The organism is Haloarcula amylovorans (assembly GCF_004681185.1).
GTDB classification, from domain to species: Archaea; Halobacteriota; Halobacteria; order Halobacteriales; family Haloarculaceae; genus Haloarcula; species Haloarcula amylovorans.
Genome location: NZ_SRIF01000001.1, coordinates 144,734 through 157,037, shown reverse-complemented (window position 1 = coordinate 157,037; position 12,304 = coordinate 144,734). Strand labels below are relative to the sequence as shown.

At 63.8% G+C, this 12,304-nt stretch carries 16 protein-coding genes; 13 read left to right on the top strand and 3 right to left on the bottom strand.

The window, feature by feature from the left end; all coding sequences use genetic code 11:
- From E4S61_RS00805 to E4S61_RS00790, 5 genes are all read left to right on the top strand, one after another.
- Positions 1-501, top strand: coding sequence for a YeeE/YedE family protein (locus E4S61_RS00805; RefSeq protein ID WP_135302007.1), 501 nt, complete (start codon positions 1-3; stop codon positions 499-501).
- On the top strand, positions 498-965 hold the full coding sequence (locus tag E4S61_RS00800) for a DUF6691 family protein (RefSeq protein ID WP_135302006.1): 468 nt from the start codon (positions 498-500) through the stop codon (positions 963-965). The genes E4S61_RS00805 and E4S61_RS00800 overlap by 4 nt, the downstream gene beginning before the upstream one ends.
- Before the next feature lie 96 nt (positions 966-1,061).
- The gene (locus E4S61_RS25120) at positions 1,062-1,211 is read left to right on the top strand and encodes a DUF7512 family protein (protein WP_167768374.1); all 150 of its coding nucleotides are present in this window, start codon (positions 1,062-1,064) and stop codon (positions 1,209-1,211) included.
- Positions 1,212-1,213: 2 nt separating this feature from the next.
- Positions 1,214-2,212 (top strand): sulfite exporter TauE/SafE family protein, encoded by a 999-nt coding sequence (locus E4S61_RS00795; RefSeq protein ID WP_209309426.1) that lies wholly within the window; start codon positions 1,214-1,216, stop codon positions 2,210-2,212.
- An 83-nt stretch (positions 2,213-2,295) separates the two neighbouring features.
- Positions 2,296-2,700: a helix-turn-helix domain-containing protein gene (locus E4S61_RS00790; protein WP_135302005.1), complete on the top strand. Its 405-nt coding sequence runs from the start codon at positions 2,296-2,298 to the stop codon at positions 2,698-2,700.
- Positions 2,701-2,783: 83 nt separating this feature from the next.
- On the opposite strand, the gene E4S61_RS00785 is transcribed toward E4S61_RS00790, so the two are convergent.
- A complete protein-coding gene (locus tag E4S61_RS00785; protein WP_135302004.1) occupies positions 2,784-3,152 on the bottom strand; it encodes a rhodanese-like domain-containing protein in 369 nt (122 codons plus the stop codon).
- A 193-nt stretch (positions 3,153-3,345) separates the two neighbouring features.
- Here E4S61_RS00785 and E4S61_RS00780 point away from each other — a divergent pair, with 193 nt between their 5' ends.
- The 3 genes from E4S61_RS00780 (at position 3,346) to E4S61_RS00765 (ending at position 5,479) form a co-directional block, all read left to right on the top strand.
- A complete protein-coding gene (locus E4S61_RS00780; RefSeq protein ID WP_135302003.1) occupies positions 3,346-4,467 on the top strand; it encodes an MBL fold metallo-hydrolase in 1,122 nt (373 codons plus the stop codon).
- Between the two features lie 245 nt (positions 4,468-4,712).
- Positions 4,713-5,072, top strand: a complete 360-nt coding sequence (gene trxA / locus E4S61_RS00770) for a thioredoxin (protein ID WP_135302001.1) — start codon at positions 4,713-4,715, stop codon at positions 5,070-5,072.
- A gap of 116 nt (positions 5,073-5,188) precedes the next feature.
- Positions 5,189-5,479, top strand: a complete 291-nt coding sequence (locus E4S61_RS00765; RefSeq protein ID WP_135302000.1) for a HalOD1 output domain-containing protein — start codon at positions 5,189-5,191, stop codon at positions 5,477-5,479.
- Positions 5,480-5,639: 160 nt separating this feature from the next.
- On the opposite strand, the gene E4S61_RS00760 is transcribed toward E4S61_RS00765, so the two are convergent.
- On the bottom strand, positions 5,640-7,184 hold the full coding sequence (locus E4S61_RS00760; protein ID WP_245180520.1) for a (R)-citramalate synthase: 1,545 nt from the start codon (positions 7,182-7,184) through the stop codon (positions 5,640-5,642).
- Between the two features lie 490 nt (positions 7,185-7,674).
- Here E4S61_RS00760 and E4S61_RS00755 point away from each other — a divergent pair, with 490 nt between their 5' ends.
- Complete coding sequence (locus E4S61_RS00755) at positions 7,675-8,016, top strand: HalOD1 output domain-containing protein (RefSeq protein ID WP_135301998.1); 342 nt, start codon at positions 7,675-7,677, stop codon at positions 8,014-8,016.
- A 1-nt stretch (position 8,017) separates the two neighbouring features.
- On the opposite strand, the gene E4S61_RS00750 is transcribed toward E4S61_RS00755, so the two are convergent.
- The gene (locus E4S61_RS00750) at positions 8,018-8,362 is read right to left on the bottom strand and encodes a DUF192 domain-containing protein (protein WP_135301997.1); all 345 of its coding nucleotides are present in this window, start codon (positions 8,360-8,362) and stop codon (positions 8,018-8,020) included.
- 106 nt (positions 8,363-8,468) lie between these two features.
- Between E4S61_RS00750 and E4S61_RS00745 the strand changes: the two genes are divergently transcribed.
- The 4 genes from E4S61_RS00745 (at position 8,469) to E4S61_RS00730 (ending at position 12,289) form a co-directional block, all read left to right on the top strand.
- Positions 8,469-9,119: a DUF7097 family protein gene (locus E4S61_RS00745; RefSeq protein WP_135301996.1), complete on the top strand. Its 651-nt coding sequence runs from the start codon at positions 8,469-8,471 to the stop codon at positions 9,117-9,119.
- Positions 9,120-9,265: 146 nt separating this feature from the next.
- Complete coding sequence (locus E4S61_RS00740) at positions 9,266-9,835, top strand: GMP synthase subunit A (protein ID WP_135301995.1); 570 nt, start codon at positions 9,266-9,268, stop codon at positions 9,833-9,835.
- 52 nt (positions 9,836-9,887) lie between these two features.
- On the top strand, positions 9,888-11,750 hold the full coding sequence (locus E4S61_RS00735; protein ID WP_135301994.1) for a DUF2070 family protein: 1,863 nt from the start codon (positions 9,888-9,890) through the stop codon (positions 11,748-11,750).
- Positions 11,751-11,824: 74 nt separating this feature from the next.
- A complete protein-coding gene (locus tag E4S61_RS00730) occupies positions 11,825-12,289 on the top strand; it encodes a hypothetical protein (protein WP_135301993.1) in 465 nt (154 codons plus the stop codon).
- Positions 12,290-12,304 lie beyond the last annotated feature (15 nt).

Here is a 12,304-nt window from a genome sequence, read left to right as displayed (position 1 = left end):
ATGGACCCACTCACACCGCTGCTCGCGTTCGGTGATCCCTTCCCCCGCGGGACGCTGCCGTATCTGGTCGGCGGCCTCCTCGTCGGACTCGGAGCGTCGGTCATCTACCTCTCGACCGGCATCATCGCGGGCGCGAGTACGTTCCTCGAGTCGACGCTCTCGTACGTCTCGAACGTCGACCGGTTCAATCGCTTCACATACCGCCAATCGCGGGGGTGGCGGCTCGTGTTCACCGCGGGTATCGTCAGCGGCGCGGCGCTCTGGGGACTCGTCCTCGCGCCCGACCCTGGCATCTGGACGACGGGAGTCGACTGGTGGCGACTGCTCGGCGGCGGCTTCCTCGTCGGCGTCGGCACGCGCCTCGGGAAAGGCTGTACCTCGGGACACGGCGTCTGCGGCGTCGGGTCGCTGTCGAACACGTCGCTCGTGAACGTCGCTACGTTCATGACGTTCGCCATCGGCACCGCCCAGATAGTGCAAGCCCTGGGGGTGAGCCCATGAGCGACGCCGAACAGAGCCCGCTGTTCCTCCCGGTAATCTACGTCGGGGGGCTGATATTCGGCCTCGGTCTCGCCGTCAGCGGGATGGCCAGACCCGAAGTCGTGCTGGACTTCCTCCAGTTCGAAGACTTCGGCCTCCTGTTCGTGATGGGCGGGGCGGCCGTCGTCAGCGGCGTCACGTTCACCGTCGCGACGCGGTATCTCGACCGAGCGCCGCTGACCGCTCGCGAGTACACGCGCCGCGTGAAAGACTTCGACCGAAACGTCGTCCTCGGCGGCGCCATCTTCGGCGTCGGCTGGGGGCTCTCGGGCATCTGTCCGGGTGCCGCCTACGCCAGTTTCGGGATCGGCAACTACCCGATTCTGTGGGCGATAGCCGGCATGTTCCTCGGCGCGTACGCGCAGGGGTACCTACGCTCGACCAGCACAGACGACGCGACCACGACCGACGCGACTACACGCTAACAGTACCACAGATGTTTCGACCCGATACACCGACCGTTCGGAAGCAGTATTGCATAATGATGAATATACTACCCAAACAAATAGAGGGAGCATGAGATGTTCGGGCTCGAATCGCTGAGCGGCTCCGCACAGGCCGTCACCACCGTTGGTCTCGTCTTCGCGGAGGCCATCGCACTGTACGTCGGGTACGGTGCGCTCAGCAGCACGCTCGGTCCGACCGTACTCGACGCGCTCGGAGGTGACTGACGATGGCGATACTCGGACTGAGCCTCGGGATGGTCGCCCTGTTCGTGGGCTTCGGGCTGCTCATCGGGACCCTCTTCGGGTTCTTCGGGATGGGCGGGTCGTTCCTCGTGACGCCCGCCTTGCTCGTGATGGGCTACCCCTCGACGGTCGCCGTCGGGAGCGGCCTCGCGTTCGTCTTCGGGACGAGCGTCATCGGTGCGCTCCGTCACCGCGACCACGGACAGGTCGACTACAAACTCGCCGTGATAATGACCGTCGCCATGACGCTCGGTATCGAGGGCGGCAAGAGCGTCGTGTTCTTCCTCGACGCGACCGGGATGGCCGACCTCATCATCAACGTCGCCTACGTCGGTCTCCTCGCGATAGTTGGGCTGTTCACGCTCCGCGACGCGTGGTCGGACGACGAAGACGACGAGACGAGCAGCGACCTCGCCGACCGCGTCCAGTCCATCCACATCCCGCCGATGGTGACCTTACGCGGCGGCGTTCGGGTCTCCGGGACCATCGTCTTCGCCGTCGGACTCGTCATCGGCGTCCTCTCGGGATTCCTCGGCGTCGGCGGCGGCTTCCTGTTGATGCCAGCGATGATGTACGGCCTCGGCGTGCCCGCCGCCATCGCCGTGGGGACCGACATCCTCCAGATTACGATATCTGGGGCGTTCGGCGCGTTCACCTACGCGCAGTCCGGGTCGGTCGCACTCCCCGTCGTCGGCGCGCTACTGGTGGGAAGCGCACTCGGCGCGCGCGTGGGAGCCGGAGCGACCAACCTCGTCGACGAGGGCGAGATAAAGGGCTACTTCGCCGCAATGTTGCTCGCCGGCAGCATCGCCGTCGCCTCGAACAAACTCGGGACCGTCTACGGTATCGAGTTGCTGAACACGCTGAGTACCGTCCTCATCTTCGGGTCGGCGCTGCTGGTGAGCGGGGCGGTCGTCCTCGCCGCGGTCTGTCGACTCCGTGGCGATTCGAGCGGCACGTGGTGCCGACTCACCACGTCGTAGACATCACGGCGTCGGAGATAGGCGCAGTATTGTGCCATCTATGCAAACACTTTTGCGCATCCGGTTCGTACCTACTACTACTAATGGCCGACTCCATGAACGAGATGCTCCGCAAAGACATGCAGTGTGAGGGGCTACTGGAATGTTTCCACGACCTCAAGGAGATCGACAAAGAGATATTCCAGTTACTGCACGACCACGCGGAGCCGCTCACCGTCGACGAGATTGCAGAACAGGTCGACCGCGAGCGCTCGACCGCCTACCGCGGGGTCCAGCGCCTGATGCAAGCGGGATTCATCCAGAAAGAGCAGGTGAACTACGATCAGGGGGGGTACTACCACGTCTACCGGCCACGCGACGGCGAGGAGATCGCCCAAGAGATGCAGCGGACCCTCAACGACTGGTACGCCCAGATGGGACAGCTCATCGGGGAATTCGGCGAGAAGTACGACGAGGAGTCGCGGCCCGCTGCGGCCGCCGAGAACTAGATTTTCCTTCTTCGCGCTACGCGCGCAACTCATCACCTATCCGGAGACTACGGTCTCGGCTCGGTCGCTGTGCACTCGCGCGCTTACGGGAGGAACCGTCGGAGAAGAGCGGCCACGCGATAGAGTATCGTCCGCTCGCGGTAGTGTCGCCAGCCCGTGAAGCCGCCGGTCAGCGTGGTCGCCTCGTACCCGCGGTCGTTCAGGTGATCAGTCGCTTTCCGCGCGACGATCCCCGCCTTACAGACCGTCACGACTTCCTGCTCGTCGGGAATCTCTGCGACGTGTTCGTCGAGCGAGTCGGTGTCACCCTGCCGAAGGTCCTCGTAGACCGGGACATTGTAACTGCCCGTGATGTGGTCCGTCCGATAGTCGACCGCCGGGCGGAGATCGAGGACGAACACGTCGTCGCTCGAAAGCCGGTCGTCGAGTCCGGACGGTCCGATCTGGCTCATTTGTTGATAGTTGTGCAAGAAATATAAAATATCTGGCGGTCCACCAGCGACAGATCGTTTTTCTCTACAGAGAGATATCCAGTACCGGTGCCTTCAAGAACGGAATTTCGCGCGTCTGACGGCAATTCGGAACCGGCACGTCGCGCTACGGCCAACGGGTTTATCAATCCAAGACCCCATAGTAATGGATACGATGAGCAATACTGGATACGAGCCGAGCGAGCTCGCGCGTCGCGTTCAGGACGACGACGAGGACCTCTTCGTCCTCGACGTCCGGAACGAAGACGACTACGAAGAGTGGCAGATATCGGACAGCACGAACGTCCCTATCTACGACGACCTCCTCGAGTACGACTACTCCTCGCTGGAGGAGCGACTCGACGATATCCCAAAAGAAGAAGAAATTGCCGTCGTCTGTGTCGCGGGCGTCACGTCCGCTCGCGCCGCGGAGTTCCTGCGTGAACACGGCTACGACGCCGAGTCGGTCGACGACGGGATGAACGGCTGGGGGCGGGCTCACCGCCAGTACGACGTCGAGGGAGCCGACGGCGTCGTCCAGATCGTCCGGCCGGGCACGGGCTGTGTCTCCTATCTCGCTCACGACGACGGTGAGGCCGTCGTCGTCGATCCGACACAGTACATCGAGGAGTACCTCGAAGCCACGGACGAACGCGACCTCGAAATCGTCGGCGTCGCCGACACGCACGCCCACGCCGACCACGTCTCCGGTGCGCGTCGCCTCGCGGGCGAGCTCGACGTCCCCTACTACCTCCACGGTGAGGACGCCGGCGAACTCGACGAGGTGACCGAAATCGAGGACGGTGAGACGATTACCGTCGGCGACTGCGAACTCGACATCCACCACACGCCCGGCCACACGCCCGGGAGCGCCTCCTTCGAGTTCGGCGACGCGCTCCTCTCCGGCGACACGCTGTTCCTTCGCAGCGTCGGCCGACCGGACCTCGAAGACGGCTCCGAGGACGCCATTCGGGAGGCCGCGAGCGAACTGTTCGACAGCCTCGACGAGTTGACCGACCTCGACGACGAAACCGTCGTCCTCCCGGGACACTTCAGCGACGAGGAAGTGCGCCCGCTCGCGACCGAACTCGGTGACCTCGTGGCGGAGTCGAACAACGAACTCCTGAGCTACGTCGAAGAGGGCGACGAGGAGTCGTTCGTCGAAACCATCGTCGAGAGCCTCGCCGACGAACCCGCGAACTACAACGAAATCAAGCAGATAAACTGGGGCAAGGAGCAACCGGGCGGTGATGTCGAGTCGCTCGAACTCGGCCCGAACAACTGCGCCGCCAACTAAGCCACTCCGTTCTCTTCTGGTATGCCAGCCACACAGGCAATTAGACGAAACTGGCCGCAGTTTGCGTTCCAGTTACTGACGGTGTTCGCGGTCGGCCTCACTATCGGGGCCGAACGGAACGTCGTCTTGGCACTACGTATGGGCCTCGACATCGGGTCGATGCTCGTCGTGGGGCAACCGTCGGGAGATAGTATTGCGTTATATGCCCAAAACTCTTAACTACTGATGGCACGTACTACGAAGTGATGACAGTAGAATCTTCAACGGATTCGAGCAGTGAGACGCCTACGGAGCCGGTCGCTATCGACGGACAGGCGGCCCTCGACGAGTTCGTGGCGGACAACGACGTGGTCCTCGCCGATTTCTACGCAGACTGGTGTGGACCCTGCAAGATGCTAGAGCCGACCGTCGAAGGACTCGCAGCCGACACCGACGCCGCCGTCGCGAAAGTCGACGTCGACGCCAACCAACCGCTCGCACAGGCCTACGGCGTGCGCGGCGTGCCGACGCTCGTCCTCTTCGCCGACGGCGAGAAGGTGGAGGAAGTCGTCGGCGTTCAGTCCGAAGACCAACTCCGGTCGCTGATAGAACGGTACGGTCAATAACGTCCGGATTCGAGACAGCGTCGCTATCTACGTAGTGACCGCATTTGATTGACGCAATCTGTGTAGCCAGAACTCGCTTTTGACGGGGCAGATATTGACCGCTACGGAGCACAAGGATGACCGGAACGAAGCACGTACATTCGACATCACCGTCAGAACCGCTGAGCGAAGCCGTCGTCTACGCCATCGCGGCGGCGAAAGGAGTCGATCCGCTCGATCTCGACGAACGTCTCTACGATCACATCAATCCCGAAGCGTTAGACGAACTGTTTCGAGAGCCCGATCCCGAGCAGCACGCGGCGCTCACGTTCTCGATGGCCGGGTGTCGCGTCGAGATAGAGAACGGCGAGGTCGTGGTCGTCGTAAGCGAACCCGAGGAACCATCAGCGCCCGAGGTACCCGCGTAATCGGATTCTGCGAGCCGATAGGCAGACACCGATTCGTCGACGAGACGAACCTGCTCACGTTATCGTCGGGATCGATACCGCTCTCTTCTCGTCGTTCGCTTCGCCAAGCGTTGGTCTAGAACGCTCTGCCGACCAGCCATCGATCGAAGCGAGACGGCACTTAGTCGTCTGCGACCAGCGTCTCGCCCTCGTCCGAGATGAGGCGGTCCATCGCGTCCACCATCGCTTGCACGGACGCGCGGGTGATGTCCGAGTCGCTCGCCGATACCGCGACGGAGTCGTCGCCGCGCGCCATCTCGATCTCGACGGTGACCATCGCGTCCGTCCCGCCCGTGATGGCGTCGACGTGGTAGTGTTCGAGCGACGCGTCGGCGGTGTGTGAAAGCGCCGTCTGAGCGGCGTTCATCGCGGCGTCGACGGGACCGGACCCGACGGCGGCCTCCTTGCGCTCCTCGCCGTCGACCGAGAGGCGCACGCTCGCTGTGGGTGTATCGGACCCGGAGACGGCGGTCAGGCCGAGTAGGTCCACCCGACGGTCTTTCTCCTTGCCCGTGACATCGTCGGCGATAGTCAGCAGGTCGGCGTCGGTGACTCGCTTGCCCCGGTCGCCAATCTCCTTTACGCGGGCGACGATGTCAGAGAGCTGCTCGTCGGTGACGGTCACGTTGTGTTCGTCGAGGGCCGCCTGCACGCCGGCCCGACCGGCGTGTTTGCCCAGTGCGAGACGGCGCTCGCGGCCCACTTTCTCCGGCGGGTACGGTTCGTACATCGCGTCGTCTTTCAGGGTGCCATCGGTGTGGATGCCCGACTCGTGGGTGAAGGCGTTCTGGCCGACGACGGCCTTGTTCGGGGCGAGCGGGATGCCCGTTCGGTTGGCGATGAGTTCCGCGAGGTCGTACACCTCGGTGAGTTCCATCGTCTCGACGCCGTAGCCGTGAGACAGTGCGATGGCGACCTCCTCTAGGGCGACGTTGCCGGCGCGTTCGCCGATGCCGTTGATGGTGCCATGGACGAGGTCTGCGCCCGCAGCGACCGAGACCAGCGCGTTCGTCACCGCCATCCCGAGGTCGTCGTGGGTGTGGGCGCTGACCGGCCCGAGTTCCGAGAGCCGCGAGACGCATTCGAGCGCGCGGTCCGGCGTCGCGTGGCCGACGGTGTCGGCCCAGCAAATGCGGTCAGCTCCGGCGTCGAGTGCCGCCCCGAGCAACTCTTCGAGGTAGTCTACGTCCGCGCGCGACCCGTCCTCGCCGATGACCTCGACCCAGAGCTCGTGGTCTTTGGCGTATTCGACCAGTTCGACCGTGTTCTGTACGTTCTCCGCTTTCGAGGTGCCGACTTTTCCCTCGACGTGACGGTCGCTCGCGGGCACGACCAGGTTGACGCCGTCGACGCCACACTCCACCGCGAGGTCGATGTCGCGCTGGATGCCCCGGCAGAAACTCGTCACCGTCGCGTCGAGGTCGAGCCCGGCGACCCGCGAGATAGTCTCGCGTTCGCCGGGACCGGTGCAGGCGCTGCCTGCCTCGACCACGTCGATACGCGCGTCATCGAGCTTGCGGGCGATGTCGGCCTTGTCGTCGGGCGTCAACGAGACGCCTGGTGCCTGCTCGCCGTCGCGCAGCGTCGTATCCAAGAACTGTACCTCGCCGACTTCCTCGAGGGGACGCGTCGCTGGATGGTCCCCGAACAATGTGTGCTGACTCACAGAAGATTCACGTCCTTCACGCTGTGGGGCGAATTTCGCACCCAGCCGCCTCGCGGCGACTTCCTCTATCCTCCGTCGGGTGTTCCGACATAGTGCTACCCACTCGAACGTTCATGGTCTAAAGTCTGTTGGATGTCGCCGCGCCGAGACGGCCTGAATACTAATTCGTCCCGTCAGCCGCCGAACCGCTGACAGTTCGGTTCGGAAAATGTTTATAGAAATTTTTTGTACAAGGTTCGTCTGTGGCCGTCTGAGTGGATCCATAGTGCTACCGCACGTTACCCGCCGGGGGCCACCCAGACTAACATTATATTCTATATGCATATGGAATGGCTATCAGTATACGGGCAGATATTATTGAAGTGGTATCTAATTGGATAACTATGGAGCAGCGTTACGCGACTCGTTCCGTTCACAGACCCTCAGAGACTTTCACTCTCGAAACGACCACCATCAGCCTCGCAGACACCTCGTGGAGACTCGCGCTACGATGACCATGACTGTCAACGAGAACTCAGAGTACGCTGACCTGCAACCGTCGAACGAGGACGCATCGTCGAGTCTCGTCTTCGAGACGACCCACGAGTACGGCACCGAGACCGACGAGCTGACAGTTCTCATCGTCGACGCCATTGCCAGCGAGCTGAACGTCTCTCCCGCGAAGTTCGTCTCGAAGATCAACGAAGCCGTCAACCCCGACGCGATGGAGCGGATACTTCGCCCGCTACCGGACGGGACGAAACGAAACGGCCAGCTTACCTTCTTCCTCCACGGGTTCCGAATCAGCATTCACGGCGACGGCACGGTCAGAATTTTCGATACTGCGGCCTGAGTTACTCGACGACGACGCTATCGCCCGCTTCGACACCGTCTGCTGCGCCCGCCGGGAGTTCGAGGACGGCATCGGCTTTCGCGTAGCCCATCGACCGCCACGGGTGTAACGTACTCACGCGCTGAACCGTCTCGTCGGCCAGCCAGATCACGTCTAGAGGAAAGCGGACGAACAGCATGTGGATGAACCGCCGACCGACGCTATCGAACGGAAAGACCAGCGCGTAGTCCTCGGGGATGGATCGCCGGAACATCAGGCCCCGAGACTGTTCGAACATCGTCTCGGCCCGGTCGACCGTCGCGGCGATAGTTCGGGACCGCCCCTCCGGGTCGTGGACGACAGGCATACGCCGGGCGATGGGGGGCGGCGGCAAAAGCATTCTGCCGGAAACGCGAGGGGTTCCTGCGACTGCCGGAGACAGATTCAGGTAGCGTCGGCCCCGACGCGAGGGTATGGAGAAGGCACCGGGCGGTACGAGCGTCGGCGTCGACGACCCCTACGACCACGTCGACCGCTGTGACTTCGTCACCGACGAGGGGAAGTGCCGGTGGGCGCGCGAACACGGCCAGCACGACCCCGAGTTCGCCAACGCTCGAAGCGCCGAGGAGTTCCGGTGTCCGGCGGCCGTCGGACCGAGCGAGACGCAACGCGTCTCGGACCAATCGAGCGGGGAGTGTGAGACACGCGACCCGCGAGTCGACGGCGACCCCGAGGGTGCCGAGTGGGACTGGTCTGATTGCCCACATTTTCGCTGTCGGAACCGCGACCGGGAGTGTATCCGCTGTGGGCTCGAAGAGCGCCGGATGGCTCATTCCGACGAGCGACCGCTGCTGGAAGAGCATCACCTGTCGTATAGCGAGGCGCGCGAGGAGCGACGCGAACCGCGAGACAGCGAGTCGGCCGAGGAGGACAATCCCGCCCACGAGATTACGGTCTACCTCTGTCGGTGGTGTCACTCGAAGGTCCACGGGTCGTGGGCGCGCATCGACGACGACGTGAACCCCGACCCCGAGGCCATCGCGGAGAAAGAGGGCCGACGCACGAAAGAGCAATCAGAGCTTGGCTTTCAGTCGGCCGCCGAACGGTACGACAACGGCGAGTGATGGCCGACCGACCGAACAACGGGTGGGACTGAAAGGGGGCTTTCTGGCTGTTCTCGGTCGTCAAACCTCCCGCAACACTCGAATCGACGCTCACCGCTAGCGGCGTTTCAGGGGATATATACGCGCCCCGAGCGTGACACTATCCAATGACTCACATCGTCGTCATCGACAATCACGGCCAGTTCACCCACTTGGAGCAACGCGCGCTCCGGGACATGGGCGTCGACGTGGAACTCGTCGACAACACCACGCCGCCGGAAGAGATCGACGCCGACGGAATCGTTCTCTCGGGCGGTCCGGACATGGACGACATCGGCAACTGTCCCGAATATCTCGACCTCGACGTGCCCGTCCTTGGCATCTGTCTGGGGATGCAACTCATCGCCGAGCAGTTGGGCGGACGCGTCGGCGGCGGCGAGTACGGCGGCTACGCCGACGTGACCGTCGAGATTTTAGACGAGGAGGACCCGCTCGTGGGCTCACTCGCTCCCGAGACGCGCGTCTGGGCCAGCCACGCCGACGAGGTCAAAGAGGTCCCGAAGGGCTTCGAGTGTACGGCAACCTCGGACGTCTGTGGTGTCGAAGCGATGAGTGATACAGACCGGAACCTCTACGGCGTCCAGTGGCACCCCGAGGTCGCCCACACCGAGGAGGGTGAAGAAGTGTTCGAGAACTTCCTTGCGGTCTGTACCCAGCAGTCGGCTCCGAAACAGTAGACGGGCCGGAGAGCGACCCGCTTATGTGCGGGCGCGCGGTTCTACACGATACATGACCGCGACACAGGGGAACCTCGCCGGTCTCTCCCGGTTCATCTTCCGGGCCCCGAACTGGTACTCCAGTCTCGCGTTCGCCCTGTTCATCGCCGCCGTCACCGGCGTCGCCGCCTTCGACTCCCGGTTCGTCTTAGACGACGCGTGGCAGGGCGTATTCTTCATCGGTTTTCCGACGGCCATCGCCAGCGCGGTGACGCCGTGGGTCGACCGACGGCTCGACGGCCAGTTGACGCCCAACCGCGCGTCGCTGCTCGCGCTCATCTGCGAACTCATCACCATCGCCTTCCTGACAGTCGCGGGAGCCATCGCGGTGCTCACGCCGCGGCTCGGCCAGAACTTCGTCTTCGACGTGTTGCTGGTCGCGTTAGCCTCTATCTTCGCGTTTCGCCTGCTCATCCTGATGGCCGTCTCGCGGCACTCCCTGCTGAAGGCGGCCATTCCAGCAAGCGTCCAGACCGTCGCCGCGGCGGGCTTACTGGCCATCTACAGCGGCGCGACGGCGCTGCTCCTCGACAATCCCACCCTACGGGAGACGCTGGCCCGCGCGGAGGTCGCCCCGCCGGAGATTCAGGGATTCATCCCCGAGGACTTCCTGCTTCTGGGCGTCATCTGTGCCCTCTACGCGTTGGCGGTGTGGCTCTTCCTCGTCACCATCGACCGCCCGTGGCGCTCCTCGCTCGGCGTCTCCGCGCTGGACTTCCTGCGCGGGTTCATCGGCCACATCGCCGAGGGTTCCAACGAACTGGAGGCGTTCTTCGAGGACATCGGCGAGGCGGCCATCGTTCCCGTGACCGTGCTCTCGGTCCGCCGTCCCGACGGCGAAGAGAAGGCCCGCTTCGTCCTGCCGATGATACACCCCGGACCGATGGGCGAAATCGGCGGCGGGAACCTCCCCAAGCGCGTCGCCGACTCCTCCGACGGCGTGGCGTTCCCGCCCCACGCCACCGCCGGCCACGACTTCAATCTCGTCACCGAGGGCGAAGTCGACAAGATACTCGAAACCGCCGAGGCCGCGTTCGAGAACATCGAGTACAGCGCCGAGGCGAGTACGAGTCACCGTATCACCGAGGGCGAAGCGACGCTGACCGGACAGGCCTTCGGCGGCGACGCCTTCGTCGTGACGACGTACGCACCCGGCTGTGCCGACGACGTGGACTACTCAGTCGGCCTCTCGGCGATGTCCGAGGCGCGCTCCGACAACGTCGAGGAGGTGTTGCTCGTGGACGCCCACAACTGCAACGACGGCCTCGACGGTGAGGACCTCGGTCACGTCGTCCCCGGTAGTCAGCGCTCGTTCGACATGATATACGGCACGGGTCGCCTCGGTGAGATGCTGACCGGGAGCGAGACCGGCCCGCTACGCTGTGGCGTCGCGTGGGACGAAACGCAGTGGGAACCCCAGGAGGGTATCGGTCCGCTCGGCATCCGCGCCTGCGTCTTCGAGGTCAACGACGAGCGGACGGCCTACGTCCTCGTCGACGGCAACAACATGGAACCGGGGCTCCGGGACCGCATCCTCGCCGCCGTCGACGGCGTCGACCGACTCGAAGTGATGACGAGCGACACCCACATCGTCAACACCGTCGAAGCCGAGAACCAGGTCGGCCAGGCCATTCCCCAGGAAGACGTGGTGGCACTCATCGACGACCTCGTCGAACGCGCCGTCGCCGACCTCGAACCCGTCGAGGCGGGAATGGCCAGCGAGACGGCCGAAGTGACCGTCTTCGGCAACGACCGCACCGAGACGTTGGCCTCGACGGCCAACGCGATGGTGTCGCTGGGCGGCGCGCTCGCGGCCGCGTTCATCATCGTCGTGATGGTCATCAGCGTCCTCATCTTCGTTCTGGCGGGGCTCTGAGTCGGCGGCGCTCGGAGCGTTACACCGCTCAGCCGGGAGAAAGCACTTATCATCAGTCTGTCTCGTCTCGAGCGATGGCCCTCCGAACGCTACTCGCCTGCCTGCTCGTCGTCTCTGCGGGGTGTGCGATGCCCACCGCGAGCGACGGGGCTGACGAGACCGCCATAGCTGACGGCACACAGACCGCCGCCCCGAGACCGACCCCCACTGCTGACCGAACGGCCACTGTGACCGGCGTAGTGCCGGCCACCACCGCCGACGTCGACCTCGCACTCTATACGGGTTCGTCGGTCCACGTCACGGTCGAAGAACTCGGGGCGGACGGTCGCGGCGTCGTCGTCGACCGGAACTACACGACCGACACGTTCCCCGCGTTCAACGACAACGAGTCGGTCTTCGTCGAGGAACGGGACTACCACGTTACAGTTCGCGTAGGCGGCGAGACTCGATGGAACCGAACCGTCAAGCATTACGAGTTCTACGAGTTGGTCGTCAATCGGAACGGGACCGTCGAGGTCAAGTCGCATGCAGTGGTCTGAGACGGCTGCCCTCCG

Bases quoted from the DNA above. Each gene is read 5' to 3' on its own strand.
- E4S61_RS25120 (WP_167768374.1), top strand. From the start codon at position 1,062: ATGTTCGGGCTCGAATCGCTGAGCGGCTCCGCACAGGCCGTCACCACC.
- E4S61_RS00755 (WP_135301998.1), top strand. From the start codon at position 7,675: ATGACCATGACTGTCAACGAGAACTCAGAGTACGCTGACCTGCAACCG.
- E4S61_RS00790 (WP_135302005.1), top strand. From the start codon at position 2,296: ATGGCCGACTCCATGAACGAGATGCTCCGCAAAGACATGCAGTGTGAG.
- E4S61_RS00805 (WP_135302007.1), top strand. From the start codon at position 1: ATGGACCCACTCACACCGCTGCTCGCGTTCGGTGATCCCTTCCCCCGC.
- E4S61_RS00795 (WP_209309426.1), top strand. From the start codon at position 1,214: ATGGCGATACTCGGACTGAGCCTCGGGATGGTCGCCCTGTTCGTGGGC.
- E4S61_RS00745 (WP_135301996.1), top strand. From the start codon at position 8,469: ATGGAGAAGGCACCGGGCGGTACGAGCGTCGGCGTCGACGACCCCTAC.
- E4S61_RS00750 (WP_135301997.1), bottom strand. From the start codon at position 8,362: ATGCCTGTCGTCCACGACCCGGAGGGGCGGTCCCGAACTATCGCCGCG.
- E4S61_RS00785 (WP_135302004.1), bottom strand. From the start codon at position 3,152: ATGAGCCAGATCGGACCGTCCGGACTCGACGACCGGCTTTCGAGCGAC.
- E4S61_RS00730 (WP_135301993.1), top strand. From the start codon at position 11,825: ATGGCCCTCCGAACGCTACTCGCCTGCCTGCTCGTCGTCTCTGCGGGG.
- E4S61_RS00780 (WP_135302003.1), top strand. From the start codon at position 3,346: ATGAGCAATACTGGATACGAGCCGAGCGAGCTCGCGCGTCGCGTTCAG.
- E4S61_RS00765 (WP_135302000.1), top strand. From the start codon at position 5,189: ATGACCGGAACGAAGCACGTACATTCGACATCACCGTCAGAACCGCTG.
- E4S61_RS00800 (WP_135302006.1), top strand. From the start codon at position 498: ATGAGCGACGCCGAACAGAGCCCGCTGTTCCTCCCGGTAATCTACGTC.
- E4S61_RS00740 (WP_135301995.1), top strand. From the start codon at position 9,266: ATGACTCACATCGTCGTCATCGACAATCACGGCCAGTTCACCCACTTG.
- E4S61_RS00735 (WP_135301994.1), top strand. From the start codon at position 9,888: ATGACCGCGACACAGGGGAACCTCGCCGGTCTCTCCCGGTTCATCTTC.
- trxA (WP_135302001.1), top strand. From the start codon at position 4,713: ATGACAGTAGAATCTTCAACGGATTCGAGCAGTGAGACGCCTACGGAG.